Here is a 26,472-nt window from a genome sequence, read left to right on the forward strand (position 1 = left end):
GCTGTGTTTTGTCCGAAAGTCTCATGGCTTATGCGACCATTGTTGCGATAGGCAAACATAAAAGGTTGATTAGGCGACATATTGATGGTCTGCTTCTTGCTTATTTGCCTCCCGGTGGACGAAGCGTCACACAATCAGACCCGAGGTGAGGGCCCAGGTCGGGCCTCGATACCCAAGAGTTTGTTCAACCGTTTGCTAGGAGAGAACTCAATGTTTGCAAAGAAGAACCTGGTGGCTGCCGCCGCCCTGTTGGCTCTGGCCGGTGCTGCCCAGGCCCAAGTGAAGCTGTACGGCATGATCGACATGTCGGTTGGCTCGTTCGAAGACTCGCACGTCAAGGGCGATGACGCTCGCGTCACCGCTGTCGAAAGCGGCAAGATGATGACCAGCTACTTCGGTATCTCTGGTTCCGAAGACCTGGGCGGTGGCCTGAAGGCCGAGTTCGCTCTGGAGTCCTTCCTGGCAGGTGACACCGGTGCCAACGTGCCCAACCTGAGCAACGGTTTCTGGGGCCGTGGTTCGTTCCTGGCCCTGAGCGGCGGTTTCGGTAAGGTGGCCATCGGCCAATACGACAACCCCCTGTTCACCTATGGCTACACCTACAACCCGTTTGGCAGCTCGATGGCGTTCTCGCCCACGATGCGTCACTACTACGGCGTGGCAGGCAACGTGCTGGCCCTGGGTGTGGACACTGGCTTCATCAACTCGGTGACCTACGAGACCCCCAACATGGGCGGCTTCATGGGTACCGTTCAGTTCGCTCCCAAGGAGTCGAACACTGACGGCGCCGAGAACAGCTACGCCGTGGCGGGTTCGTACAACGCTGGCCCCTTCAGCGCTGCCCTGACCTACACCAAGGGCGGCATCACTGACGCCAACACCTCGTACCTGGCTGACCAGAAGATTTGGGCCCTGGGCTCCAGCTACGACTTCGGCGTGGTCAAGGCTTTCGCTCAGTACACCGACGTGCAGACCGACGCTGTGATCGGCCTGGGCGATGTCGACAGCGACATCAAGATCTGGCAACTGGGTGTGTCCGTGCCCCTGAGCGACAAGGCTTCGGTCATGGCTTCGTACGGCAAGTTCAAGGAAAAGTCGGACGGTTTGAGCTACTCCGACAAGGTGTTCTCGCTGGGTTACAACTACATGCTGTCCAAGCGCACCGACGTGTACGGCGTGTTCACGAACAACCAGACCACCAGCCTGGAGTCTGGCCAAACCTTCGCCGTCGGCATCCGCCACAACTTCTGATCACTGGCGGGCTTCGTCCCGCTGCTGAGCAGTCTGAAGCGCCCTTCGGGGCGCTTTTTCATTGGGTATTCAATGTTGGTGCATGAACAGCTTGTGCATCGACATTTGCACCGTTGCGGTGTGTGACATGGCGATGAAAAAGCCTTTTGGTGGCCAGTGAATGCGGCGAATTCCCCGTCCTGGGGCGGCACGGTTTCTGCATTTTTGTATACCGTTCCTGCATCGGGAACGTCCAACCGCCTTCCAGGAGTTCACATGTCCCCCCAAAAAATCTTCGCCCCCGCTGCGCTGCTGGCCCTCATGGGTCTGGCCCCGGGTGTTCAGGCCCAGTCGCTCAACCTGTACGGGGTGATCGACCTGGCTTTTGGTTCGTTCCAGAGCAGCTATGCGTCGACTGCTGACAATCCACGCGTCACCAAGCTCGACAGCAATCCGACCATCACCAGCTTTTTTGGCATGAAGGGCATGGAAGACCTTGGCGGTGGCGTCAAAGCTGGCTTCATGCTGGAGTCCTTCTTGCGACCTGATACCGGCGCTTCGGCTCGAAGCAGCGCTGACGTGTTCTGGGCCCGCGCCGCCAACGTGTGGCTGGAAACTGGCTACGGCAAGTTGACCCTGGGTCGCCAGGGCAGCCTGCTGTTCGGCAACACCCTCAGCTACAACCCTCTGGGCGGCGGCTTTGGCTTGTCACCCGCCATCCGCCTGACCTTCGGCGCGTTCGGCAATGACAAGAGCGACTCCGGTTTCAGCAACGCCGTCACCTACAGCCTGCCGACCATGGGCGGCTTCAAGGCCGCGGTGCAGTACCAGTTCGGTGAAGACGCCACCTCGGCGGAGAAGGGCACCTACGCCTTGTCGGCCTCTTACACTTCGGGCCCGTTCTCCATCGGTGGTGCCTGGCAGACCGTGCGCTCTGCCGAGGCCCCCAAGCCCAATTTCAACGCGGGTGAAAAACAAACCTTCGGCATGCTGGGCACCAGCTACAACGCCGGCTTTGCCAAGTTCTTTGCCCAGTATGGCGAGTTCTCCAACTCAGGCTTCACGGGCACAGCACGCATCGATACCAAGTTGTACACCCTGGGCGCTTCGGTGCCCGTCACCAAGGCGGGCACCGTCATGGTGGCCTATGGCGAAAGCATGGAAGAAGCCGTCGAAGGTGGCACCACCCCCGACACCGACCACAGCATCTTCACCCTGGCCTACAGCCACAGCCTGTCGAAGCGCACCACGCTGTACACGGCCTACATGATGGACAAGGAAGACCCTGAAGGCACCAAGTTCAAGACGGGCCACACCTACCTGGTGGGCGTGCGTCACGCCTTCTGATCTGAACCCGGTTTCTCCACGCAACCAGAGCTTTGGCGCACCTTCGGGTGCGCCTTTTTTATGGCTTGGATGGTGTCTGCTCGGAGAGAAGGCCCTTGGCCATCGCGTCCTTCATGACGGCCGCCTGGGCCGCCTGAATGGCCTGCTCGGTGCTGGCCTGAGGGTGGCGTCGTGCGTAGTCCACCGCCATGGTCAGCATCTGCGTGGTCAAGCGCTCTTCTTCGCAAAACAGCGCACAGGCGCGTTCGGCGCCAAAGTACTGCACGCGCAGCTCTTTGAGGCCTTTGTGCAGGGTGTGTTCAAGTTGGTCCAGCGGGATGTTGGTCTGTTCGTCCACGGGCCATTGCTGTTCAATGGCTTTGACATATTGAACATACTGCTGGTACAGGCCGCGCATGGCTTGTTGAGCCGATGCAGGTTGCGCCATGCAGGCTTCGTTCAGTTTGGCCAGGGCCTGATCGCCAGACAGGGTCGAGACCAGTAAATCGATGTCTTCGCGGGTGCGTTGGTCCAGCACCAACCGGCCCTGGTCGTCCGACCGACAGTCGGGTGGCGGGATGGAGTCCACCAGCGCCGATGGCTCAGCAGCGCTCGGGGCGGCATTGGGCAGGCCTGCGGCTGCCGGCGCTGATGACGGCAAGGCCGCAGGTGGCGGCACCGGCACGCTGGACGTGATGATGCCCGGACGGTCAGCACTCTCAGAAACCTGCTCAGGTGTGCTGGCTGATGTGCGCCACGCCCAGGTGGCCACCAGCACGGCGGCCACCCCTGCGATCACGGCAATCGATTTGACCGACGGCATGGCTTGGCAGGATCAGAACGATCCATTGGTTTCGTAGCTCGCCCACTTGGCGTCCAGGTTCTGGATGAACTGCTTGTACTGGGTGTTGCCATCCGCAAAGCGCTTGTTCCAGGCGATGTTGGTGTAGCTCACCGGGTCTGCTGCGGTGTTGGGGAAGAAGTGGTTGTCTCCCTCCAGCACGGCCAGGGCCTTGTGGGTGGTGTCAGGGATGGCGTCGTAGAAGGGCTTGGAGAAGGTGTCGACCCCGGCAATGGTGTCACCCGTGGCGCCAAAGATGATGGTGGGCACGGTGATGGAACGGAACGCCGAGCTGCTCAGGTTCCAGGGGGCATAGGCCACTGCAGCTTTCAGCTTCGGGGTTTTGGCCGCCGCCAGCAGCGTGCCACCGCCACCCATGGACCAGCCGGAGGCCACCATGCGCGATGCATCCACCTTGCCCGCTGCGTTGCCGCTGGAGACCTTGCTGCCAGCGTCCAGCGCCGCCAGGATCTGAGACGCGCGGCTGGACGGGAAGTCCAGCAGGGTGCGGGTGCCAATGGTCACCACCGAAAACCCGTGGGTGGCCAGTCGCTTGCTGATTTGGGTGATGGAGCTTTCGGGCGAAACAAAGCCAGGGCACACGGCCACCAGGGCATAAGAGCCGCCCGTCTTGGGGGCGTGGATGGTGGCCTTGCCATAGCCGCTGCCAGGCAGATTCTCCGACACAATGGTGTAAGGACCGTCGGTTTTGAGCTCATCGAGCGTCACCGCTGAGGCTGAGGTGGCCAGGGCCAAGGCGCTGATGGCCACGCAGAGTGCGGTTTGGTTCATGCTGTCTGTCCTTTGATGATGTGTGGGCGAAATCGATCGCCACAGTACATCGACAGTCGTTAAACATGAATAAGTACTATCCTCAGCGGTGCTCGAACTGGAATACGGCGGTGCTGGCCATCAGATTGGGCCATCGCCGCACCACCTGCCCCTGGTGTATGCCGAAGGACTGCAGGATGTGCAAGCCATTGCGACGTGCCAGCACGCCAAAGTCGGCCAAGGTGGCCACCCGGATGTTGGGGGTGTCAAACCACTGGTAGGGCAGGGCCTTGCTCACGGGCATGCGGCCTTGCAGCACGCTCAGGCGGTGCGGCCAGTGCGCAAAGTTGGGGAAGCTGACAATGCCCATGCGGCCCACGCGCGCCGTCTCGCGCAGCATGGCTTCGGTGTTGTGCAGGTGTTGCAGCGTGTCCAGCTGCAGCACCACATCGAAGCTGTTGTCCTCAAACAGGCTCAAGCCTTCTTCCAGGTTGCGCTGGATGACGTTGACGCCGCGCTCGACGCAGGCCAGCACCTTGCCATCGTCGATCTCGATGCCGTAGCCGGTGCACTGGCGGTGGTCGCGCAGGTAGGCCAGCAGCCGTCCATCGCCGCAGCCCAGGTCCAGCACGCGTGAGCCCACCGGCACCAGCTCGGCAATCACCTGATGCACGCTGCGGTCGCTCATGCCTTCACCTCCGTGGCGATGCGACGGTAGTAAGCCCGAACCAGCGCCATGTAGCGTTCGTCATCCAGCAAGAAGGCGTCGTGCCCGTGTGGCGCATCGATCTCGGCATAGGCCACGTCCCGCTGGTTGTCCAGCAAGGCCTGCACGATCTCGCGCGAGCGGGCTGGCGAAAAACGCCAGTCGGTGGTGAAGCTGATGACCAGGTAACGCGCTTTGGTGTGCGCCATGGCCGCGGCCAGGCTGCCGCCGTGTGCCATCGCGGGGTCGAAATAATCCAGCGCGCGGGTGATCAATAAATAGGTATTAGCGTCGAAGTAATCGCTGAACTTGTCGCCCTGGTAGCGCAGGTAGCTTTCCACCTGAAATTCAATGTCTTGTGTGCTGTAGCGCAGGCCCTGGCCGTGTTCGGCGCCCACGCGCTCGCGGCCAAACTTCTCGTCCATCACATCATCGGACAGGTAGGTGATGTGGCCAATCATGCGCGCCACGCGCAAGCCGCGCCGGGGCACCACGCCGTGCTCGTAGAAGTGGCCGTGGTGGAAGTCGGGGTCGGTGACGATGGCGCGGCGTGCCACCTCATTGAAGGCGATGTTCTGGGCCGACAGGTTGGGTGCCGAGGCGATCACCAGGCAGTGGCGCACGCGCTCGGGGTAGAGCAGCGCCCAGGCCTGGGCCTGCATGCCGCCCAGGCTGCCGCCCATGACGGCCGCCAGCGTCTGGATGCCCAGCCGGTCCAGCACCCGGGCCTGGGCGTGCACCCAGTCTTCCACCGTCACCACGGGGAAGTCGGCGCCATAGACGCGGCCCGTGTCGGGATTGGTGTGCATGGGCCCGGTCGAGCCAAAGCACGACCCGGGGTTGTTGATGCAGATGACGAAGAATCGATCGGTGTCCAGCGGTTTGCCGGGCCCGATCATGTTGTCCCACCAGCCCTGGCTGCGGGGCAGGGGCTGGCCATCTTCACCGGCGTGCAGGCCGGCGGCGTGATGCGAGGCATTCAGGGCGTGGCACACCAGCACGGCGTTGCTGCGGTCGGCGTTGAGCCGTCCGTAGGTTTCGTACACCAGGGTGTAGTCGCGCAACACCGCCCCGCTTTGCAGAGACAGCGGGGTGCCGAAGTGCATGGAAGCGGGGGTGACGACCCCGAGAGAAGACATGACGCGTGCAAAAACCCAAAAAAAACACCGGCCACTGTGACAGGGGCCGGCGTGCAGCGCCCTTTTAGCAGCATTTCTTGAGCGCCCGCAAGCCGGACAAATCGGCGCTTTGCGGCAAGTGTAACGCCAAACGGCCTGGCCGCAAGCGCGTATCGGATGTCACGATGTAGCGGTTCTTTCCCGCTCTGCCGTCTTGACCGGCCGGGCAGGCCAGACGGTAGCATCGGGGCAAACTGTCCATGGAAGGAGCAGGTCATGCCCCGCTGGTTGCTGCGTCTCGACGAGCATGTGCCCATCCGTTATGCCGTGTGGAGCCTGGCCTGGCTGGGCCTGGCGGTGGGCGCCTGGCTGCTGTTGATCGGGCGTGGTGGCTGGGGCTGCCTGCTGGCGGTGGTGTTGTGCGGTGGCCTGGTGCTGCTGGGCCTGCGGGACGTTCGCCAGACCTCGCGCGCCGTGTTGCGCAATTACCCGGTCATTGGCCACTTGCGTTATCTGCTGGAGTTCATCCGGCCCGAGATCCGCCAGTACTTCATTGAAAGCGATGCAGAAGCCGCACCGTTTTCGCGGCAGCAGCGCTCCTTGGTGTACCAGCGCGCCAAAGGCGAATCCGACAAGCGGGCCTTCGGCACCCACAAGGAAGTGCTGGCCCCAGGGTACGAATGGATCAGCCATTCGGTGGCCCCCACCGAGTTGCCCACGCACGACTTTCGGGTGGTGATCGGCGCCGGCGGCACCTCGTGCACACAGCCCTACGAGGCCAGCCTCTTCAACATCTCGGCGATGAGCTTCGGGGCCTTGAGCGCCAACGCCGTGCTGGCGCTCAACCGGGGCGCCAAGAAGGGCAACTTCGCGCACGACACGGGCGAGGGCTCGATCAGCCGTTACCACCGTGAGCCCGGCGGCGACCTGATCTGGGAGATCGGCTCGGGCTACTTCGGCTGTCGCACGCCCGAGGGCCGCTTCGATCCCGAGCGGTTCAAGGCCAACGCCGGCTTGCCGCAGGTCAAGATGATCGAGCTCAAGCTCAGCCAGGGCGCCAAGCCTGGTCATGGGGGCATGTTGCCGGGCCCCAAGGTCACCCCCGAGATTGCCGAGGCCCGGGAGGTGCCGGTGGGTCAGGATTGCGTGTCACCCGCCCGGCACAGCGCCTTCGAGACCCCGCTGGAGATGGTGGCGTTCATTGAGCAACTGCGTCAATTGTCGGGCGGCAAGCCCGTCGGCTTCAAGCTGTGCATCGGCCACGTTTGGGAATGGTTCGCCATGGCCAAGGCCATGCGCGAAACCGGCATCTGGCCCGATTTCATCGTGGTGGACGGTACCGAGGGCGGCACCGGGGCGGCGCCCATGGAGTTTGCCGACCACGTGGGTGCGCCGCTGCAAGAGGGGCTCTTGCTGGTGCACAACACCCTGGTGGGCCTCGGTGAGCGCCACCGTGTGAGGATCGGTTGCGCGGGCAAGGTGGTCAGCGCGTTTGACATCGCGCGCATGATGGCGCTGGGCGCCGACTGGTGCAATGCGGCGCGCGGCTTCATGTTCGCGCTGGGCTGCATTCAGGCCCAAGCGTGCCACACCGGGCATTGCCCGACCGGCGTCACCACGCAAGACCCGATGCGCCAACGCGCGCTGGTGGTGCCCGACAAGGCCGAGCGGGTGTACCGCTTCCATCGCAACACCCTGCACGCCCTGCAGGAATTGGTGCAGGCCGCTGGCTTGACGCACCCCAACCAGATCACGGCCGATCACATCCTGCGTCGCGTGTCTGACTTCGAGGTGCGCCGGCTGTCCAACTTGCTGGTCTACCTGCAGCCTGGCGAATTGCTGGCCGCCGAGCGGGGCGAGTTGCCCTGGCGTCAGCCTGGCTTCGAGCAGTACTGGCGCCGTGCGCGGGCAGACTCGTTTTTGCTGCACCCCTGAGGCTGTGCGGCCGGGGAGCAGCCTGGAGGCGGCCCCGTTCAGGCCGAGGGCGGCGCGGTGTCCGTGAAGCTGGGCCGTTGCGCCAGCTTGTCGGCCAGCTTGGCCAGGTTGGGGTAGGGGTCTCGCCAGTCGATGTGGGCGAACCTGAAGTCCAGGTAGCCCAGCGCGCAGCCCACGGCGATGTCGGCCAGGCTGTAGTGGTTGCCGGCGCACCAGGGCCGATCACCCAAGCCCAGGCTCATGGCCTTCAGGCTGTGGTGCACCTTGTCAATCTGGCGGTCTATCCAGGCCTGCGATCGTTGGGCTTCGGTGCGGCCGCTCCAGGTGGCCTCCATGCGCGCCAGCACAGCGGCGTCCAGCAGGCCATCGGCCAGCGCCTCCCAGGTGCGCACTTCCACGCGTTCTCGCCCGCTCAGGGGGATCAGCTTGCCCACCGGTGACAGGGTGTCCACATACTCCACGATCACCCGCGAATCGAAGATGGCCTCGCCCGCCTCCATCACCAGGCAAGGCACCTTGCCCAGCGGGTTGGATTGCGCAATGCGGGAATCTGTGGCCCACACGTCGTCGACCTCGAATTTGTAGTCGAGCTTTTTCTCGGCCAGCACAATACGCACCTTGCGCACGAAGGGGCTGGTCAATGATCCGATCAGTTTCATTCTGTGTCGTGATGTGTGAATGACGGGATTCTAGCCACCCGGATGACGTCGGTGAGGCCCCCACCTTTCAGGGGATGCCGGTGTCAGTTCACGGGCCTCAAGAGTACAGTTGGTCTCAGATGAACAAGACCGGTGGCCGTTCTGCAGTGCGGGTGATCAGGTTGCTGGAGCCTGAGGCGCCAGGGCGGCCCATGCAGGCCATGGGTGACGCCAGCAGCTCCATAGCCTGGCCCGAACCGGTGGGGTCGGCCCGTGACTCCGCCGCAGGCGAGCTGGACACGCAGCCGTGCGCGCCCGAATGGCCACGCGCCCCCCGCGAGCACCTGAAACGGGCCGAGGTCACCGAGTGGCCGGTCACCTTCCGGGCCGAGGCGGCTGATTACGCACCCCATTGGTGGCGGCAGGCGGGGCGCACCGTGTTGACCTTGGGCTTGTACGCGCCTTGGGCCCATCGGCACAACCGCCGCTTTTTCTTGCAGCACACCTTCGTGGCGGGCCGCCGGTTTGACCACGAGCAGCCTGTCGCCACCGAGGTCGTTCGTTATGGTCTGTGGTTGTCGGCGGCTTTGGGTGTGCTGGCTGCCGAGGGCGGGGCCCCGCTGGCGGGTGCGCTGGCCTTGTCCCTGGTGTGGTTGGTGTGGCCACTCTGGTTGGGGGTGGTGCACGCCCAGACGGTCGGCGCGCTGCGGTGGGGGCGCCGGCCGTTGGTCTTCCATGCACCGTGGTGGCGGGTGTATCGCCAGATGTCGCCGTGGGTGGTGCTGGGCCTGGGCCTCACCTGGCTGGCGTGGTGGTTGCACGGCCCGGCAGCGCAGCATGCGTGGGCCACGCCCGCCCTGGCGCTGGCCGGCGTGATGGCGGTCGCGCTGGCACCCCTGGCCTTGTGGCGCTGGTGGGCCTGCCGGCAATGGCACCTGGGCATTGGCCCCCTGAAGCTCACCTGGCGCGGCTCGGTGGCCGATGTGTACTTGCTCGTGGCCCGTGTGGGCCTGTGGGGCCTGGCCCTGGCCCTGGTGGGCGCATCAATCCATGCACTGGCGCAAGGCGCCTGGGCCTTGCTGGTTCAGCGAGGCATGCCCGAGGGCGTGCAGTGGGCCTTGGCCATGGCCCTTTCGTGCGCCTGGGGGGCCCTGGTGTGGCCCTACGCCCAGGGCCATGCCCAGAACCTGGTTTGGCAAAACACCGGCTGCCGCTACCTGCGTTTTCGCAGCCGCCTGAATGTGATGGCCTACGTGGCCCTGCGCGCGCGCCACAGCCTGTGGCTGCTGGGCACCCTGGGGCTGGCCTGGCCCTGGGTGGCCGTGGCGGCACGGCGCATGCGCCTGGAGGCCGTGACCGTGGTGGCCCGGGTGGACCCCGCCGATTTGCGGGCCGCTTGGCGGGATCCGGCGCTGCCCAGGCAGGCCATGCACTGAGGGCGAACCTCACGGGGCGGCTGAGCCCGGTAAAATGGCGGATTACCCTGAGAGTCCCTGTCATGAACCTGTCCACCCTCACCGCCTTGTCGCCCCTGGATGGCCGTTATGCCGGCAAGGTTGCCGCCTTGCGTCCGCTGCTGTCCGAGTTTGGTTTGATGCACCGCCGGGTGCAGGTCGAAATCGAGTGGTTCATTGCCCTGTCGGACGCCGGGCTGCCCGAGCTCTCCCCGCTGTCTGAAGCCGCCCGCAGCTACCTGCGTGGCCTGGTGTCGCGCTTCTCCGATGTGGATGCCCAGGCCATCAAGGACATCGAAAAGACCACCAACCACGACGTGAAGGCGGTTGAGTACTGGATCAAGCAGCGCTTCACCGGCCACCCCGAGCTGGAGAAAGCCGGCGAGTTCGTGCACTTCGCCTGCACCTCCGAAGACATTAACAACACCAGCCATGGCCTGATGCTCAAGGCCGCGCGCGATGGCGTCATCCTGCCGGCCATCGACGGCCTGATCGGCACCCTGAGCGGCATGGCGCATGCCATGGCCGAGATCCCGATGCTGAGCCGCACGCACGGCCAGACCGCCTCGCCCACCACCGTGGGCAAAGAGGTGGCCAACGTGGTGGCCCGCCTGGCCACGGCCCGCGAGCGCATCGCCGAGGTCAAGCTGCTGGCCAAGATGAACGGCGCGGTCGGCAACTACAACGCCCACCTGTCGGCCTACCCCGACACCGACTGGGAGTCGTTCAGCAAGAGCGTCATCGAAAACCAGTTGGGCCTGAGCTTCAACCCCTACACCATCCAGATCGAGCCGCACGACTACATGGCCGAGCTGTTCGATGCCGTCACGCGCACCAACACCATCCTGATCGACTGGTCGCGCGACGTGTGGGGCTACATCAGCCTGGGCTACTTCAAGCAGCGCACCAAGGCGGGCGAGATCGGCTCGTCCACGATGCCGCACAAGGTCAACCCGATCGACTTCGAAAACGCCGAAGGCAACCTGGGCCTGGCCAACGCCGTGCTGACGCACCTGAGCCAGAAGCTGCCCATCAGCCGCTGGCAGCGCGACCTGACGGACAGCACCGTGCTGCGCAACATGGGCGTGGCCCTGGGCTACGCCTTGCTGGCCTACGACAGCCTGGCCCGCGGCCTGGGCAAGCTGGAAGTCAACCCCGAGGCCCTGGCCGCCGACCTGGACAGCTCGTGGGAAGTGCTGGCCGAGCCCATCCAGACCGTGATGCGCCGCCACGCCCTGCCCAACCCCTACGAGCGCCTGAAAGAGCTGACGCGTGGCAAGGCCATCACCAAAGAATCCATCCAGGCCTTCATTGAAACCCTGGAGTTGCCTGAGGACGACAAGGCCCGCCTGCGCGCCATGACGCCGGGCAACTACATCGGCAAGGCGGTGGAGCTGGCGCAGCGCATCTGAGGCGTCAAGACACCTCTGGGGGCCCGAGCCCGCCTCGCCCGTGCACCGGATGCTGTATGGGCGCGAACCCCCACCGCCATCGGCCGCCGTGTGATTTGTCACATGGTCTGGCCGGCAGGCCTGACCTCCCCCACACCGGGGATGGTCGAGGGGTTGTATCGCGCCTAAACTGGTTTCCAGTTGTAATCAGGTTTGCCCTTCCTGGGTGAAGCCCTTCAAGGAGTCGTCGTGATCAAGTCGTTTGCTCGCATGGCCGTGGCCGTCAGTTTGTCGGTGCCCGTGCTCGCCCACGCCAGCGTCTTGGCGGTTTCTTTTCCCGGCAACATCCTGTCGGTGGACACCGATGCCGGCACGGTCGGCTACCTCAGCACCGGCACGTTCCTGAATTCCTTGTCGCAAGGCGCCCAGCCCGGCCAGTTGTGGTCGGTCACGATGGACACCAACCGCCTGGCGCAAATCGACGCCACCACAGGCGCCGTCACACTGGGGCCGGCCATCTCCGGCATCCAGGGCGATGTCAGCATCCGTGGGCTGGCCTACACCGGCGGCCTGCTGTACGCCGTTCACAATCAGGGCGGCATGTTCAAGATCGGTGCGGACGACCTCTACACCATCAACACCAGCACGGGCGCCGCCACCCTGGTGGGCAGCACTGGTTTCACCGGTGTACAAGGCTTGACCACCGATGCCGGCGGCAACATGTTCGCCTGGGACGCCCAGCGGGGACTGTTGCGGGTCAACAAGGCCACCGGCGCCGCCACCGACGTGGGTGCAGCCCCGGGCGGTGTGGACATCCAGACCCTGGCCTTCGACGCTGATGGTGTGTTGTATGGCGCGGGCTATCACATCTACACCATCGATCCCGTCACGGGCCAACGCACCTTGAGCACCCAGATGAGCACGTTCGTCGACATCCGCGGCATCGAGTTCATCAGTGCCGTCCCTGAGCCCAGCGCCATCGCTCTGGTGTTGGCCGGCGTCGGCATCGTGGCCGTGAGCGCTCGCCGCCGTAAAATGGCGGCATGATTTTCTGCGAACAACTGGCGGCCGCTCAGCGGCAACACGAGTCTTTGTTGTGTGTGGGCCTGGATCCAGAGCCCGCCAGATTGCCGGGGGCCTGGAAAGGCCAACCTGATCGCATCTACGATTTCTGCGCCGCCATCGTCGACGCCACCAAGGATTTGGTGTGCGCCTTCAAGCCGCAGATCGCCTATTTCGCTGCCCACCGTGCTGAAGACCAGCTTGAGCGCCTGATGGCGCACATGCGCCGCGTGGCGCCTGGTGTGCCGGTCATCCTTGATGCCAAGCGAGGCGACATTGGCTCGACCGCCGAGCAATACGCGCACGAGGCTTTTGGCCGCTACCAAGCCGACGCCGTCACGCTGTCGCCCTTCATGGGCTTTGACACGATGGAGCCCTTCCTGAAGTACCCAGGCAAGGGCGTGATCCTGCTGTGTCGCACGTCCAATCCGGGGGGCTCCGACCTGCAGAACCTGCGCCTGGCCGACGTCGAGGGCCAGCCGCGTGTCTATGAGCACATCGCCAAGCAGGCCCAGGGCCCGTGGAACACCAACGGCCAGATGGGCCTGGTGGTGGGGGCCACCTTCCCTGAAGAAATTGCCCGCGTGCGCGAACTGGCGCCCACCTTGCCCTTGCTGATTCCCGGGGTGGGTGCCCAGGGCGGTGACGCTGCTGCCACCGTGAAAGCCGGGCTGAGGACCGACGCCCAAGGCGCCATCACCGGCACCATCATCGTCAACAGCTCGCGCGCCGTGCTGTACGCCAGCGGCGGTGACGACTTTGCCAGTGCGGCCCGCCGTGCGGCGATGCAGACCCGCGACGCCTTGAACGCTGCGCGCTGAGCCTTCCAACATGGCCCACAATCACCTGGCCGATGTTTTGCCTGGTGAGCCATGACCGATTCCTCCAGCCCCTCGTCTCTGAACGCCCTGCGCATTGACCGCTCGGCCCCGACCGCGCGTGCGCGACGCCCCTGGGGGTGGATCATCGCCGGTGGGGTGTTGCTGGCGGGTGCGGCTGCGTGGTGGCTCATGCCCCGCCCGGTGCCCGTGCAAACCACGGCCGTGGTCACGGCCACCGCCTCGCAACAGCACGTGGTGCTCACGGCTTCAGGCTATGTGGTGGCCCAGCGCCGCGCCGCCGTGGCGTCCAAGGCCACCGGACGCCTGGTGGCGCTGAACGTGCGCGAGGGCTCGGTGGTGCGCGAGGGCGAGTTGATTGCCCGCATCGACGACAGCGATGTGCTGGCGGCCATCGTGGCGGCCGAAGCCGCCGTGCGCCAGGCCGAAGCCGGGGTGCGCCAGGCCGAGGTGGAGTTGGCCAACGCGCGTGCCGAGCTGGGCCGCAGCCGGGGGCTTCAGGCCCAGGGTTTCATTTCGCCGCAGGCGGTCGATGTGGTGCAAACGCGCGCCCAGGGCGCCCAGGCCGCTGTGGCGGCTGCGCGCGCCTCATTGGCTGCCGCGCAGGCCCAGGTCAAGGTGCAGCAGGTGGCCCGCAGCTTCACCGAGATCCGTGCGCCTTTTGACGGCGTGGTACTGGTCAAGAACGCCAATGTGGGTGACATCATCACCCCGCTGTCCAGTGCGGCGGGCACCCAAGGCGCCGTGGTCACCATGGCCGACATGACGACGCTGGAGGTGGAGGCCGATGTGTCAGAGGGCAGCCTGTCGAAGGCGCAGATCGGCCAGCCGGTCGAGATCGCGCTGGACGCCTTGCCCGGCGTGCGCTTCATTGGCGAGGTGGGCCGCATCGTGCCCACGGTAGACCGTGCCAAGGCCACCGTGACCACCAAGGTGCGCTTCCAGCAGCTCGACCCGCGCGTGTTGCCCGAGATGAGTGCCAAGGTGGCGTTTTTGTCGCAACCCATCACCCAGGCCGATCTGCAGCCCCTGCTGGCGGTGCCACCGGGCGCGCTGGCACCGCACGGCGGTCAGACCGTCGTGTGGCGGGTGGTGGCGGACGCCGCCGACGAGGGCTTGCTGACGGTTCAGCCCGTGCCGGTGACGGCCGGACGCACCTTGGGCGAGGTGCGTGAGGTCACGCCCGCTGAAGCCGGTGCCCTGAAGGCCGGCGACAAGCTGGTCGCACAGCCCGACGCACGGCTGCAGGCAGGCGGGCGCGTGCGGCTGGCGCAGCCCTGATCGATCCTGAGACACGGCCATGCCCGACACCACCGAGCCCCTGATCCGCATCCGTGGCCTGAGCAAGGCCTACCAGCGCGGTGGCCAGACCCTGCCCGTGCTGGTCAACATCGACCTGGACGTGCAGCCTGGCGAGTTCATCGCCCTGATGGGCCCCAGCGGCTCGGGCAAGAGCACACTGCTCAACCTGATCGCCGGCATCGATCAGCCCACCTCGGGCCGCATCGAGATTGGTGGCGTGGACATCGCCACCCTGAGCGATGCCCAGCTGGCCGACTGGCGGGCCGCGCACGTGGGCTTCATCTTTCAGTTCTACAACCTGATGCCGGTGCTGACGGCCTTTGAGAACGTCGAGCTGCCCCTGCTGCTGACGGGCCTGAGCCGCCGCCAGCGCCACGAACACGTCAACGCCGCCCTGGCCATGGTGCAACTCAGCGACCGGGCTGACCACCACCCCAACGAGCTGTCAGGCGGCCAGCAGCAGCGCGTGGCCATTGCCCGCGCCCTGGTGACCGATCCTCAGTTGATCGTGGCCGACGAGCCCACGGGCGACCTGGACCGCGCCACCGGCGAAGAGGTGCTCAACCTGATGCAGACCCTGCAGCGTGAGCTGGGCAAGACCATCGTGATGGTCACCCATGACCCCAAGGCCGCCAGCCGGGCCGGGCGGCTGGTGCACCTTGAAAAAGGGGTGTTGGTGCCGGATGGCGAGGATCCGGCCTGAGCATCGCCCTTGAGCACAAAAAACCCCGCCGAAGCGGGGTTGGTATTCAGGCCCTCAGCATCAGACCTTGCGACGGCGTGCCACCATCACGGCGGCCAAGCCGGCCAGCATCAAGGCGTAGGTGCCGGGTTCAGGCACGGCCGTGGTGATGGGTGTCATGGTCAGGTCGATCGGGCCGCCCTGGGTCACCTTGATGCCCGTCACGAAGGCCGCGAAGTTTTCAGGATTCAACCCCAGCTCGGGGTCGATGCCCATCACGCGGAAGAGGAAGGTGTCGCTGCCGTCAAAGGCAAAGCTGCCACCATCGGCCACGTCGGCCAGCTTGGTCCACACGCCATCAACCAGCACTTCGATGGTGTAGCCGTCGGCGTCGCCCAGGGTGGGCAGCAGCACTTCGGCAAACGCAGCGCTGCCAGCCACGATCTCGAACTGGTAGCCCACGGCCACTTCGGGGTCGATGAACAGGAACTCATCGATGCCCACCCCGTCGTCGCCAATTTCGATGTCGTTGAACACGAACGAGCCGTCCTCGGTGGCCGAGATGGGCAGCAGCGGGTTGTCGGGCGACAAGCCGGGCGAGCCGTCGCCACCGCCATCGGCCACGCCGTCAGGCACGTTGGCGAACACGCCCGGCGTGCCGAACTGGCCCCACGAGGGGTAGTTGTCGTCGTTGAAGCTGGGCGTGCGGGTGTCCAGCACGAAGCTCACGAAGGTCGGCCCGGTGCCCGTGTTCTGGATGGAGCCATTGGTTTGCACCGACTCGAAATAGCCTTCGGCGTAATCCCGCCCGCCCCAGGCCCAGGTGCTGCCGGGCAGGTACTGGCTGTCGCCGTTGTTGCTGTAGGTGACCACCGAGCCCGCTGGGCGCACTGGCACCAGGGGGTCGATCAGGCCGCCAGCGGTGTCCAGCGCAGCCAGCGCAGGCACTTCTTCCACGGGGATCTCGCCGCCACCATCACCGCCGCTGAAATTGGTGGACACCAGATCCCAATAGAAGTTGCTCTGGTTCATGTTCACGGCGAACAGATCCCAGTCGCCCAGCGAGCCGTTGGGGTTGGGGCTGACCACCGAGCCGTCGTTGTACGAATCCCAGGTGCGCAGGTTGGCAGAGAAGTTCACGCGCCAGCCATGGGTGGATTCGGGCAGGATCACGCCTGCGCCGTAGATGTCGGACAGTTGGCTGCCGCCTTCGTTGGCGCCAAACGACGATTGACCCATGCTGAGCAGCCAGCCGGCGCTGGTGGGCAGCACCGATGAGTCGTCGGAGGCGGGCGCCATGATCCAGTCGCTGAGCTCGGGCGTGTAGAAGCTGCCACTGCCTTCGCCAGCGGCGTTGAGTCGTTCAAAGGTGATGGCCTGTGCCACGGGCGTCAGGGCCAGGGGGGCCATCAGGGCCAGGGTCCAGCGAAGCACACGATGACGAGCCGACCAGCGAGTGGACATGGGGTTTCTCCGAGGTTTTTGAAGCACTCGAATGGTAGGCTCATGGTGTGTGAAATAACACCACCCGGAGGAGGGGGTTGTTGTAATCAAATGTTCACTCTCCGCCTGCTGCTCAAAAACGCCTTCCGCCACCGACTGCGCACCCTGTTGACCATGGTGGGCCTGGTGGTGGCCATCTCGGCGTTTGGGCTGCTGCGCACCATCGTGGACGCCTGGTACGCGGGTGTGGATGCCACCTCCAGCACGCGGCTGATCACGCGCAACGCCATCTCGCTGACCTTCCCGCTGCCGCTGCATTACGCCGAGCGCGTCAAAGGCGTGGACGGGGTCAGCGGCATCTCGTGGGCCAACTGGTTTGGCGGCATCTACATCACCGAGCGCAACTTCTTTGCGCAGTTCGCGGTCGATCCGCCCAGCTACCTGGCCCTGTACCCCGAGTTCGTGCTGGACGATGACGAGAAGCAGGCCTTCTTCAGGGATCTGCAAGGCGCCGTGGTGGGGCGCAAGCTGGCGCGCCAGTTTGGCTGGAAGGTGGGCGACACGGTGGCCTTGCGCGGCACCATCTACCCGGGCACCTGGAGCTTCACCATCCGGGGCATTTACGAAGGCAAGGACGCCCGCACCGATGAGCAGCAGATGTTCATCCACTGGAAGCGCCTGGCCGAAAGCATCCGCGCGCGCAATGCGGGTGGCCAGGCAGACTATGTGGGCGTGTTCGTGGTGGGCATTCGCAACCCCGACGAGGCGCCCCAGGTGTCGCAGGCCATCGATCGCCTGTTTGCCAATTCGCTGGCCGAAACCCGCACCGAAACCGAGAAAGCCTTTCAGCTGGGCTTTGTGGCCATGAGCGAGGCCATCCTGATCGCGGTGCAGGCCGTCAGCCTGATCATCATCCTCATCATCATGGCCGTGATGGCCAACACCATGACGATGACCGCCCGCGAGCGCCTGGCCGAGTACGCCACGCTCAAGGCCCTGGGCTTTCCGCCGCGCTTTGTGGTGCAGCTGCTGTTTGGCGAGAGCCTGATGATCGCGCTGATTGGCGGCGCCATCGGCATCGCCATCACCTTCCCCTTGGCGCAGGCTTTCGTGTCGGCCGTGGGCACGCTGTTTCCCATCTTCAAGGTGTCCACGCTGACCGTGGCCCTGCAGGTGCTGGCCTGCTTGACGGTGGGGGTGGTGGCCGCCGCCTGGCCGGCCTGGAAGATGTCGCGCATCGACATCGTGCAGGGGCTGCGGCATGTGGCGTGAGTGCACACTGGTGAGACAACGATGAGCCTGCGCACCGTCCCCCTCAGCTACATCGCCCGCAACCTCTGGGTGCGGCGCGTGACCACGCTGCTGACGGCTGGTGGCATGGCGCTCGTGGTGTATGTGTTTGCCACCGTGCTGATGATGAGCGAAGGCATTCGTGCCACGCTGGTGGCCACCGGCCAGCCTGACAACGTGATCGTGCTGCGCAAGGGTGCGGGGGCCGAGATCAATTCGGGCATTGCGCGCGATCAGGCCGCCGTGATCGCCAGCCTGCCGCAGATCGCCACCGACGGGCAGGGCAGTGCGCTCATCAGCCGCGAGCCGGTGGTGCTCAACACCCTGCCCAAGCGCGACAGCGGGCAGCCCAGCAACGTGACCGTGCGCGGCACCTCCGAGCTGGGCCTGGCCATGCGGCCGCAGGTGCAGCTGGTGCAGGGGCGCATGTTCCGCCCGGGCACCAGCGAGATCATCACGGGCCGTGCGGTGGCGCGGGGCTTTGCTGGTGCGGGCCTGGGCGAGACGTTGCGCTTTGCCGGGCGCGACTGGACGGTGGTGGGCGTGTTCGACGCAGGCCGCAGCGGTTTTGATTCCGAGATCTGGGGCGACAGCGAGCAGATGATGCAGGCCTTCCGGCGTCAGGCCTATTCGAGCGTGGTGTTCAGGCTGACCGATGCCGAGCGCTACGACGAGGTGAAGGCGCGCCTGGAGGGCGATCCGCGCCTGACGCTGGAGGCCAAGCCCGAGGTGCAGTTCTACGCAGAGCAGTCCGAGGCCCTGGCCACCTTCATCCGCATCCTGGGGCTGGCGCTGTCCATCATCTTCTCCATCGGGGCGGTGGTGGGCGCCATGATCACGATGTTCGCGGCGGTGGCTTCGCGCATTGGCGAGATCGGCACCTTGCGTGCCTTGGGGTTCAGGCGCTCGGCCGTGCTGTCGGCCTTCCTGGGTGAATCACTGCTGCTGTCCCTGGTGGGGGGCGTGGTGGGCCTGGGCGGGGCGGCCCTGATGCAGACGGTCAACATCTCCACCGTGAACTTCCAGACGTTTTCAGAGCTGGCGTTTCGGTTCCAGCTCACGCCCGCCATCGCCCTGCAATCGTTGCTGTTCGCCCTGATCATGGGCGTGCTGGGCGGCTTCATTCCGGCGTGGCGCGCAGCGCGCCTCAAGATCGTGGATTGCCTGCGCGAAGCGTAGAAAGGCCAATATGCAACTGTGTACTTATCGACACCACGATCGCACTGCGGTGGGCCTGGTGCAAGGCGATCATGTGATCAACCTGAGTGCGGCGCTGGGCGATGCCCTGTCGGCCCACCAACCCATGATCGACCTGATCGCGCAATGGGCCGTGCTCCAGCCTCGTGTTGAGGCCATTGCCGCTGCGGTGGGTTCGGCGGATGCCCCCGCCATGCTGCCGCTGGCGGCGGTCGAGCTGCTCGCGCCCATTCCCCGTCCGGGCAAGACCCTGGCCATCGGCCTGAACTACCTGGAGCATGTGCAAGAGCGCATCGTGGGCGAAAGCCGCAGCGTGCCCGAGCACCAGATCTGGTTTCCGAAGCTGGCCAACGCCATCCATGCGCCGTTTGCGCCCATCGTGCTGCCGCGCATCTCGCAGATGAGTGATTACGAGGCCGAGATGGTGGCGGTGATCGGCCAGCGCTGTCGTCATGTGCCGGCCGAGCAGGCTCACGAGGTGGTGTTTGGTTACGCCGTGGGCAACGACGTGTCGGTGCGCGACATCCAGAAGCGCACCTCGCAATGGACCCTGGGCAAGAGCTTTGACACCCATGCGCCGTTTGGTCCGTGGATCACCACGGCCGATCAGGTGGGCGACCCGCACACCCTGGACATGCGCGCCTGGGTGAATGGCGAGCTGCGCCAGCACAGCAACACCCGCCTGATGATGCACAAGGTGTGGGCGCAGATCGCGCAGCTCACGCAGGTGATGACGCTGGAGCCGGGCGACTTGATCTTCACGGGCACCTGCAGCGGCGTGGGGGCGGCGTTTGATCCGCCCAAATACCTGCGCGCGGGTGACACCGTGCGTATCGAGATTGAGCGCCTGGGGGCCATCGAGGCCCTGTGCGTGGACGAGGCCTGAGGATTCAAAGGCCTCGGGTCTCAGGTGGTGCTGGGCTCCAGCGATTTCAGCACCGCCTGCACGAACTCGCTGACGGTCGGGGCCATGTCACTCAGCCGGCTTGCCCGGTCTTCTTCGATGGCTTGAAGGATCAGCTCATTGACCCCACCCACGATGGCCGTGGCCAGGGCCGGGCTCAGTGAGCGCTTGCCAGGCTCGCGCAGGCGCGCCAGCTCCACCTGCATGATCAGGAACATGGCAAAGCGCTGGCTGATCCGCCGGCGCACCGCCAGGCCAGCGGCGCCCAACTGCATCAACTCGATGTACAAGGTGCGCACCAGCGTCGGCTGCATTTGCAAGGCCTGCAGGTAAGTGTCGGTCACGCGATTGAGTTGCTCTACCCAGTCGGCCATGGGGTCGTAGCCCGCCGCGATGAGGCCCAGGATTTGTTCGCTCAGGCGCTCGCACAAGGCCAGCAGGCACGCATCCTTGTTTTCGAACTGCTCGTAGAAGGTGCGCCGCGATACCCGTGCACGCGCCACGATGTCGGCGATGGTGACCTCTGAATAGGCGCGGTCGGTCAGCACCAGGGTGAGGGCGTCCAGCAGGCGGCTGCGGTGATCGGCTGAGGCGGCGGTGTCGTTCATGGGCAGGGCTTCACCCCTGGAGTGCGTGAATGGTACTTGACAGTACCACTTGGCGGTTTTATGGTGCGCGGCGTGGTACGAGATGGTACCTAATTTCCACGAACATGCCCGGGCCAACGCCTGTGCGCAACCGTTGTCCACGAGGAGAAAATCACATGAACCGCATCGACGCCCTTCGAGCAAGCATCACCGCCGCAGCCTTGTCGCTGTCGGTGGGCGCCTGGGCGCAGTCCCCCGCCTACCAGGTGGTGGATGCCAGTTTCGCTTGCCAGCAAACCACCTGCAGCGCCGAGATGTGGTTGCCCACCCAGACGCCTGCTGGGCAAAAGCCGCCGGTCATCGTCATGGCCCACGGTTTTGGGGGGCTGAAGCACTGGGGCTTGCCGGCGTTTGCCGAGCGATTCGTGCAGGCCGGCTTCGCTGTGGTGCGTTTTGACTACCGTGGCTTTGGCCAAAGCGGTGGTCAACCCCGTCGCGTGGTGGATGGCAAAGAGCATGTGAAAGACTGGCTGTCTGCCATCGATGCCATCAGCCAGCGTCCCGAGGTGGACGGCCAACGCCTGGGCATCTGGGGCACCTCGTACAGTGGCGGACAGGTGCTGGTGGCCGGCGCTGAGCGCCCGCAGGTGGTCAAGGCGGTGAGCTCGCAAGTGCCGTTTGTCAGCGGCCTGTCCAGCGGATTGAAGTACCCCATCAAGTACCAGCCCATGGCCACCTGGTATGCCCTGCGTGACCTGATGCGCAGTGACGACGAAGAGCCGGTGTATGTGCCGGTGATCGCCAAGGATGGCGAGTTTGCGGCCCTGATCTGCGCGGAATGCGAGGAAGGCTACAAGAAGCTGGTGCCGATGGCCGATCAGCAAGATCCGGCCACCAATCGCGTGGCCGCGCGGGTGTTCATGAGCCTGCCGTTCTGGTTTCCTGGCAATCGCGCCAAAGACATCGTGGCACCCACATTGATCGTGGCGGCCGAGAACGATGGCCTCATCCCCGTCGGCAAGGTGCGTGAGGTGGCGCAGACCGTGAAGAACGGCGAGTACGTGGAGCTCAAGGGGGCCGATCACTTCTCGCCCTACAGTGGTCCGGTGTTCGAAGACGTGGTGGCACGCCAAACGGTGTTTTTCAAGAAAAATCTGATGCCCTGAGTGGGCTGGCGCGACGAGGGCAGGTCGGCCCTGGCGCGATCCCTGCAGTCGGACGTATCATGTCCGGTTGACCTTTGATCGCTGCCGATGTCCCGCCCTGATTCCTTGAATGCCGCTCTTGAGCGCCCCCAGATCCGCATCCGCGGGGCGCGCACCCACAACCTCAAGAACATCGACCTCGATTTGCCCCGCAACGAGCTGGTGGTCATCACCGGCTTGTCGGGCTCGGGCAAATCCAGCCTGGCGTTCGACACCCTGTACGCCGAAGGTCAGCGCCGCTATGTGGAAAGCCTGAGCGCCTACGCGCGTCAGTTTCTGCAGTTGATGGACAAGCCCGAGGTCGATGTGATCGAGGGCCTGTCGCCCGCCATCAGCATCGAGCAAAAGGCCACCAGCCACAACCCGCGCTCGACCGTGGGCACGGTGACCGAGATCCACGATTACCTGCGCCTGCTGTATGCCCGTGCGGGCACACCGTTCTGCCCGGACCACGCCTTGCCCCTGCAAGCGCAAAGCGTCAGCCAGATGGTGGACGCCACCCTGGCCCTGCCAGAGGACACCAAGCTGATGATCCTGGCGCCGGTGGTGCGCGACCGCAAAGGTGAGTTCGCCGAGCTGTTTGCCGACATGCAGGCCCAGGGCTATGTGCGCTTTCGCATCAATGGCCAGGTGGTCGAGGTGGCCGACTTGAAACCCTTGGTGAAGAACGAGAAGCACGACATCGACGTGGTGGTGGACCGCGTCAAGGTGCGCCCCGACATGGCCCAACGCCTGGCCGAGAGCTTCGAGACCGCCCTGCGCCTGGCCGATGGCCGCGCGCTGGCCGTCGAGATGGACTCGGGCGCCGAGCACCTGTTCTCGGCCAAGTTCGCCTGCCCGGTGTGCAGCTATTCGCTGTCCGAGCTGGAGCCACGGCTGTTTTCGTTCAACTCGCCCGTGGGCGCCTGCCCGACCTGCGACGGCCTGGGCCACGTGATCGCGTTTGATCCCCAACGGGTGGTGGCGTTTCCGTCGCTGAGCCTGGGCAGTGGCGCCGTCAAAGGGTGGGACCGCCGCAACCCCTACACCTACAGCCTGATCGAATGCCTGGGCAAGCACTACGGGGTGGACATCGAGCAGCCCTTCGAAGAGCTGCCGTCGGACCTTCAGCAGGTCATCCTGTACGGCTCCGGCACCGAAGAGATCGAGTTTGTTTACGAGGCCGATGGGCCCTCGGGCAAGAAGCGCAAGGTCAAACGACAGCATCCCTTCGAGGGCATCATTCCCAATTTCGAGCGGCGCTTCAAAGAGACCGATTCGGCCGCCGTGCGTGAAGAGCTGGGCCGCTACCAGCAGCCCAAGGCCTGCCCCGATTGCCATGGCACCCGTCTGCGCCGTGAGGCCCGTCACGTCAAGCTGCATGACGCCATCACGGGCGACACCCGCGCCATCTACGAGATTGGCCACGCCACGCTGGCCGAGGCCCATCGCTACTTCGAGGGCCTGCAGTTGCAGGGCGCCAAGGCCGAAATCGCGACCAAGGTGGTCAACGAGATCCGCTCGCGGCTGCGCTTTCTGAACGATGTGGGCCTGAACTACCTCAGCCTGGACCGCAGCGCCGACACCCTGTCGGGCGGCGAGGCGCAGCGCATCCGTCTGGCTTCGCAGATCGGCTCGGGTCTGACCGGCGTGATGTACGTGCTCGATGAGCCCAGCATCGGCCTGCACCAGCGCGACAACGACCGCCTGATCGGCACGCTGCAGCACCTGCGCGACCTGGGCAACAGCGTGATCGTGGTCGAGCACGATGAAGACATGATCCGCGCCGCCGACCACGTGGTGGACATGGGCCCGGGGGCGGGCGTGCATGGGGGGCGTGTGCTGGCCCAGGGCACGCCCGAGCACGTCGCGGCCCAAACCGAGAGCCTGACCGGGCAGTACCTGTCTCGCGTCTTGCGCATCGCGGTTCCCGAGCACCGCCGGGCCTTCACGGCAGAGACACCGCGACTGCGCGTGGTCAACGCCACTGGCCACAACCTTAAGGGCGTGACCGCCGAGTTCCCCGTGGGCTTACTGACCTGCGTGACCGGTGTGTCGGGCTCGGGCAAGTCCACCCTGGTCAACGACACCTTGTACGCGGCCGTGGCCAAGAAGCTTTACCAGGCGCACACCGAGCCCGAGCCCCACGACGAGATCGAGGGCCTGGAGCTGTTCGACAAGGTCATCAACGTCGACCAGTCACCCATCGGGCGCACGCCACGCAGCAACCCGGCCACCTACACAGGCCTGTTCACACCCATCCGCGAGCTGTTCGCCGATGTGCCGGCCGCGCGCGAGCGGGGCTATGGCGCTGGGCGTTTCAGCTTCAACGTGGCCGGTGGGCGGTGCGAGGCCTGCCAGGGCGACGGCATGATCAAGGTGGAGATGCACTTCCTGCCCGATGTGTACGTGCCGTGCGACGTGTGCCAGGGCAAGCGCTACAACCGCGAGACGCTGGACATCCTCTACAAGGGCAAGAACATCCACGAGGTGCTGAACCTGACGGTGGAGGACGCCTTGGCCTTCTTCAGCGCGGTGCCCAGCATCGCGCGCAAGCTGCAAACGCTGATGGACGTGGGCCTGGGCTACATCCGCCTGGGGCAAAGCGCCACCACGCTCTCAGGCGGTGAGGCCCAGCGCGTGAAGCTGGCGCTGGAGCTCTCCAAGCGCGACACCGGGCGCACGCTCTACATCCTCGATGAACCCACCACCGGCCTGCACTTCCACGACATCGCCCTGCTGCTGAAGGTGCTGCACCAACTGCGCGACGCGGGCAACACCATCGTCATCATCGAGCACAACCTGGACGTGATCAAAACGGCCGACTGGCTGATCGACATGGGGCCTGAGGGGGGCTCAGGTGGTGGGCAGGTGCTGATGGCGGGCACGCCCGAGACGCTGGCTGCTTTTGAGGGCAGCCACACCGGGCACTATCTCAAGGCCTTGCTGGCCGGCTGATCAGGCGCGCATGAACCCCAGGTCGTGCGCGCTGCTGTTGAAGCGGGTGAGGTTGGGCAAGATGGCGTAGTTGCCACCCTGGGTGAGGTCGTAGGCCGACACCCCCATCCACCGGCCCAGGGTGTAGGCCAGCTGATCCACCGAGGTGGTAGGCAGCAGCGAACCGTTGTCGATCTGGTCGGGGCTGCCGAACACCCGCTGGGCATTGGCCGTGCTGTATTGAGGGAAGGTGCCATAGACCTCGCCCCCGCGCACCGCGCCGCCCATGACCAGGTGATGCGATCCCCAGCCGTGGTCGGTGCCATCGCCGTTGCTGGTGAAGGTGCGGCCAAAGTCTGAGGCGGTGAAGGTGGTCACGGCATTGCGCATGTCGCCGCCCGGCATGGAGCCCAGCACGTCGTGGAAGTACTTCAAGGCGTGGTCCAGTTGCGCCATGCGCTCAGCGTGATCGCGGATCTGGTTGTCGTGGGTGTCAAAGCCGCCCAATCCGACCATGAAGAACTGGCGCTGCATGCCCAGGTTGGCCGTCTGGTTGGTGGCGATCAGCCTGGCCACCATCTGCAACTGGATGGCCAACTGGTTGGCCTGGTATGTTTGCGATGACGGGCTCAGGTACTGCAGTTTCGGGTCGGCAGACGGGGTGCTCATGCCCGGGGTGCTCCACGGTGCCTGGCCCAAGGTGGGCAGGCTGCTGGCCAGCAAGTCGCTGGCCCGCAACGAGCGTTGTGCCACTTGCTGGTGGTCAACGGCCAGCATGTCGCTGCGCCCCGTCTCGCTCAAGAACTGCGCCGCCGCCGCCTGCAGGGCGGTGCTGCCGTAAATGCGCTGATTGCTGCCCAAGGTCAGCACCCGGGTGGTGCTGCTCTGGTAGGGCAGCACCATGTTGCCCGAAAGCCAGACGGCCGCACTGGAGGGCGTCATGCAGGTGAAGAATCGGCGGATCAGGTAGGCGTCGTCACCCTGGCCTTGGCCGTTGCCCCCCATCAGCAGGTCGCCCATGCGCCCAGCCCAGCCGGCCGAGGTGCCTTCGGGCCCAAACGACTGCCACATGGATTGCTGGTCATTGTGCGAGAACAGCTTGTTGGGCTTGCTCACCAGCGGATTGGCCCAGTCGTCTTTGGTGGTGGGCGCCAGCAAGGGCCCCACGTTGGCCACCACGGCCACTTGGCCAGATTGGTACAGGCCCTGGGTTTCTGCCAGACAGGGATGCAATGCAAAGGTGCGCCCTGCATGCACGCTGCGCCCTGCATGGCTGATGGGCAACACGCCACCATGACGGTCTGGCGAGCTGGACGCGGCCGTCCAGTCGGATGGCACGCCGGCTTCGCGCAGGGCAATGGGCACACTGCCATCGTTCAGGTTGTGAACGCGTGGGTCGCGGTGGTTCAGGTAATGCGCCCAGGAGTCCGGGTCGGTGGCCAGCACGGTGTTGAAGGCGTCATTGCCGCCATACAAGAAGATGCACACCAGGGCCTGGTAACCGCTGCCACCCGATGACTGGGCTGCCGCCCGCGTCATGAGGCTCAAGTTCAGGCCCAGCGGTGCGGCCGCGCCCATCGACGAGACAGCGGCCAGATGGCGCAGGAATTGGCGACGTGAGGTGGTGCTCATGAG

At 65.2% G+C, this 26,472-nt stretch carries 22 protein-coding genes; 14 read left to right on the top strand and 8 right to left on the bottom strand.

Annotation, left to right across the window (positions count from 1 at the left end):
• Positions 1 to 210 precede the first annotated feature (210 nt).
• Complete coding sequence (locus WNB94_RS10365; RefSeq protein WP_341390309.1) at positions 211 to 1,251, top strand: porin; 1,041 nt, start codon at positions 211 to 213, stop codon at positions 1,249 to 1,251.
• A gap of 255 nt (positions 1,252 to 1,506) precedes the next feature.
• A complete protein-coding gene (locus tag WNB94_RS10370; RefSeq protein ID WP_341390310.1) occupies positions 1,507 to 2,577 on the top strand; it encodes a porin in 1,071 nt (356 codons plus the stop codon).
• Between the two features lie 58 nt (positions 2,578 to 2,635).
• On the opposite strand, the gene WNB94_RS10375 is transcribed toward WNB94_RS10370, so the two are convergent.
• The 4 genes from WNB94_RS10375 to metX all read right to left on the bottom strand — a co-directional run bounded on the left by WNB94_RS10375 (position 2,636) and on the right by metX (position 6,013).
• The gene (locus WNB94_RS10375) at positions 2,636 to 3,379 is read right to left on the bottom strand and encodes a lipase secretion chaperone (RefSeq protein ID WP_341390311.1); all 744 of its coding nucleotides are present in this window, start codon (positions 3,377 to 3,379) and stop codon (positions 2,636 to 2,638) included.
• A gap of 12 nt (positions 3,380 to 3,391) precedes the next feature.
• Complete coding sequence (locus WNB94_RS10380; protein WP_341390312.1) at positions 3,392 to 4,189, bottom strand: dienelactone hydrolase family protein; 798 nt, start codon at positions 4,187 to 4,189, stop codon at positions 3,392 to 3,394.
• A gap of 82 nt (positions 4,190 to 4,271) precedes the next feature.
• Positions 4,272 to 4,856, bottom strand: coding sequence for a methionine biosynthesis protein MetW (metW, locus tag WNB94_RS10385; RefSeq protein ID WP_341390314.1), 585 nt, complete (start codon positions 4,854 to 4,856; stop codon positions 4,272 to 4,274).
• Positions 4,853 to 6,013 (bottom strand): homoserine O-succinyltransferase MetX, encoded by a 1,161-nt coding sequence (gene metX / locus WNB94_RS10390; RefSeq protein ID WP_341390316.1) that lies wholly within the window; start codon positions 6,011 to 6,013, stop codon positions 4,853 to 4,855. The genes metW and metX overlap by 4 nt, the downstream gene beginning before the upstream one ends.
• A gap of 255 nt (positions 6,014 to 6,268) precedes the next feature.
• Between metX and WNB94_RS10395 the strand changes: the two genes are divergently transcribed.
• On the top strand, positions 6,269 to 7,927 hold the full coding sequence (locus WNB94_RS10395; RefSeq protein WP_341390318.1) for an FMN-binding glutamate synthase family protein: 1,659 nt from the start codon (positions 6,269 to 6,271) through the stop codon (positions 7,925 to 7,927).
• 38 nt (positions 7,928 to 7,965) lie between these two features.
• Here the strand turns inward: WNB94_RS10395 and WNB94_RS10400 are convergent, their stop codons facing one another.
• The gene (locus tag WNB94_RS10400; RefSeq protein WP_341390319.1) at positions 7,966 to 8,586 is read right to left on the bottom strand and encodes a glutathione S-transferase; all 621 of its coding nucleotides are present in this window, start codon (positions 8,584 to 8,586) and stop codon (positions 7,966 to 7,968) included.
• 119 nt (positions 8,587 to 8,705) lie between these two features.
• Between WNB94_RS10400 and WNB94_RS10405 the strand changes: the two genes are divergently transcribed.
• The 6 genes from WNB94_RS10405 (at position 8,706) to WNB94_RS10430 (ending at position 15,316) form a co-directional block, all read left to right on the top strand.
• Complete coding sequence (locus tag WNB94_RS10405; protein ID WP_341390320.1) at positions 8,706 to 10,001, top strand: DUF898 family protein; 1,296 nt, start codon at positions 8,706 to 8,708, stop codon at positions 9,999 to 10,001.
• A gap of 62 nt (positions 10,002 to 10,063) precedes the next feature.
• Positions 10,064 to 11,431, top strand: a complete 1,368-nt coding sequence (gene purB / locus WNB94_RS10410) for an adenylosuccinate lyase (RefSeq protein WP_341390321.1) — start codon at positions 10,064 to 10,066, stop codon at positions 11,429 to 11,431.
• Between the two features lie 228 nt (positions 11,432 to 11,659).
• Complete coding sequence (locus tag WNB94_RS10415) at positions 11,660 to 12,457, top strand: PEP-CTERM sorting domain-containing protein (RefSeq protein WP_341390322.1); 798 nt, start codon at positions 11,660 to 11,662, stop codon at positions 12,455 to 12,457.
• Positions 12,454 to 13,293: an orotidine-5'-phosphate decarboxylase gene (gene pyrF, locus WNB94_RS10420; protein ID WP_341390323.1), complete on the top strand. Its 840-nt coding sequence runs from the start codon at positions 12,454 to 12,456 to the stop codon at positions 13,291 to 13,293. Before WNB94_RS10415 ends, pyrF begins: the two co-directional genes overlap by 4 nt.
• 51 nt (positions 13,294 to 13,344) lie before the next feature.
• Complete coding sequence (locus WNB94_RS10425; RefSeq protein ID WP_341390324.1) at positions 13,345 to 14,592, top strand: efflux RND transporter periplasmic adaptor subunit; 1,248 nt, start codon at positions 13,345 to 13,347, stop codon at positions 14,590 to 14,592.
• 19 nt (positions 14,593 to 14,611) lie between these two features.
• Positions 14,612 to 15,316: an ABC transporter ATP-binding protein gene (locus WNB94_RS10430; RefSeq protein ID WP_341390325.1), complete on the top strand. Its 705-nt coding sequence runs from the start codon at positions 14,612 to 14,614 to the stop codon at positions 15,314 to 15,316.
• A gap of 60 nt (positions 15,317 to 15,376) precedes the next feature.
• On the opposite strand, the gene WNB94_RS10435 is transcribed toward WNB94_RS10430, so the two are convergent.
• Positions 15,377 to 16,759, bottom strand: coding sequence for a PEP-CTERM sorting domain-containing protein (locus tag WNB94_RS10435; protein WP_341390326.1), 1,383 nt, complete (start codon positions 16,757 to 16,759; stop codon positions 15,377 to 15,379).
• Between the two features lie 90 nt (positions 16,760 to 16,849).
• Between WNB94_RS10435 and WNB94_RS10440 the strand changes: the two genes are divergently transcribed.
• From WNB94_RS10440 to WNB94_RS10450, 3 genes are read left to right on the top strand one after another with little or no spacing between them, the layout of a single operon-like run.
• On the top strand, positions 16,850 to 18,010 hold the full coding sequence (locus tag WNB94_RS10440; protein WP_341390327.1) for an ABC transporter permease: 1,161 nt from the start codon (positions 16,850 to 16,852) through the stop codon (positions 18,008 to 18,010).
• Positions 18,011 to 18,031: 21 nt separating this feature from the next.
• Positions 18,032 to 19,207 carry an ABC transporter permease gene (locus WNB94_RS10445; RefSeq protein ID WP_341390328.1) on the top strand — a complete coding sequence of 392 codons (1,176 nt, stop codon included), beginning with the start codon at positions 18,032 to 18,034 and terminating at the stop codon, positions 19,205 to 19,207.
• Between the two features lie 10 nt (positions 19,208 to 19,217).
• Positions 19,218 to 20,111 carry a fumarylacetoacetate hydrolase family protein gene (locus tag WNB94_RS10450; protein WP_341390329.1) on the top strand — a complete coding sequence of 298 codons (894 nt, stop codon included), beginning with the start codon at positions 19,218 to 19,220 and terminating at the stop codon, positions 20,109 to 20,111.
• A 20-nt stretch (positions 20,112 to 20,131) separates the two neighbouring features.
• Here WNB94_RS10450 and WNB94_RS10455 read toward each other — a convergent pair whose 3' ends face one another.
• Positions 20,132 to 20,737, bottom strand: a complete 606-nt coding sequence (locus WNB94_RS10455) for a TetR/AcrR family transcriptional regulator (protein ID WP_341390330.1) — start codon at positions 20,735 to 20,737, stop codon at positions 20,132 to 20,134.
• A gap of 155 nt (positions 20,738 to 20,892) precedes the next feature.
• Here WNB94_RS10455 and WNB94_RS10460 point away from each other — a divergent pair, with 155 nt between their 5' ends.
• Positions 20,893 to 21,882 (top strand): alpha/beta hydrolase, encoded by a 990-nt coding sequence (locus WNB94_RS10460; protein ID WP_341390331.1) that lies wholly within the window; start codon positions 20,893 to 20,895, stop codon positions 21,880 to 21,882.
• Between the two features lie 87 nt (positions 21,883 to 21,969).
• Complete coding sequence (uvrA, locus tag WNB94_RS10465; protein WP_341390332.1) at positions 21,970 to 24,858, top strand: excinuclease ABC subunit UvrA; 2,889 nt, start codon at positions 21,970 to 21,972, stop codon at positions 24,856 to 24,858.
• Here the strand turns inward: uvrA and WNB94_RS10470 are convergent, their stop codons facing one another.
• Positions 24,859 to 26,469, bottom strand: coding sequence for a DUF1501 domain-containing protein (locus WNB94_RS10470; RefSeq protein ID WP_341390333.1), 1,611 nt, complete (start codon positions 26,467 to 26,469; stop codon positions 24,859 to 24,861).
• Positions 26,470 to 26,472: the final 3 nt, after the last annotated feature.

It is taken from the genome of Aquabacterium sp. A3 (assembly GCF_038069945.1).
Lineage (GTDB): Bacteria > Pseudomonadota > Gammaproteobacteria > Burkholderiales > Burkholderiaceae_C > Aquabacterium.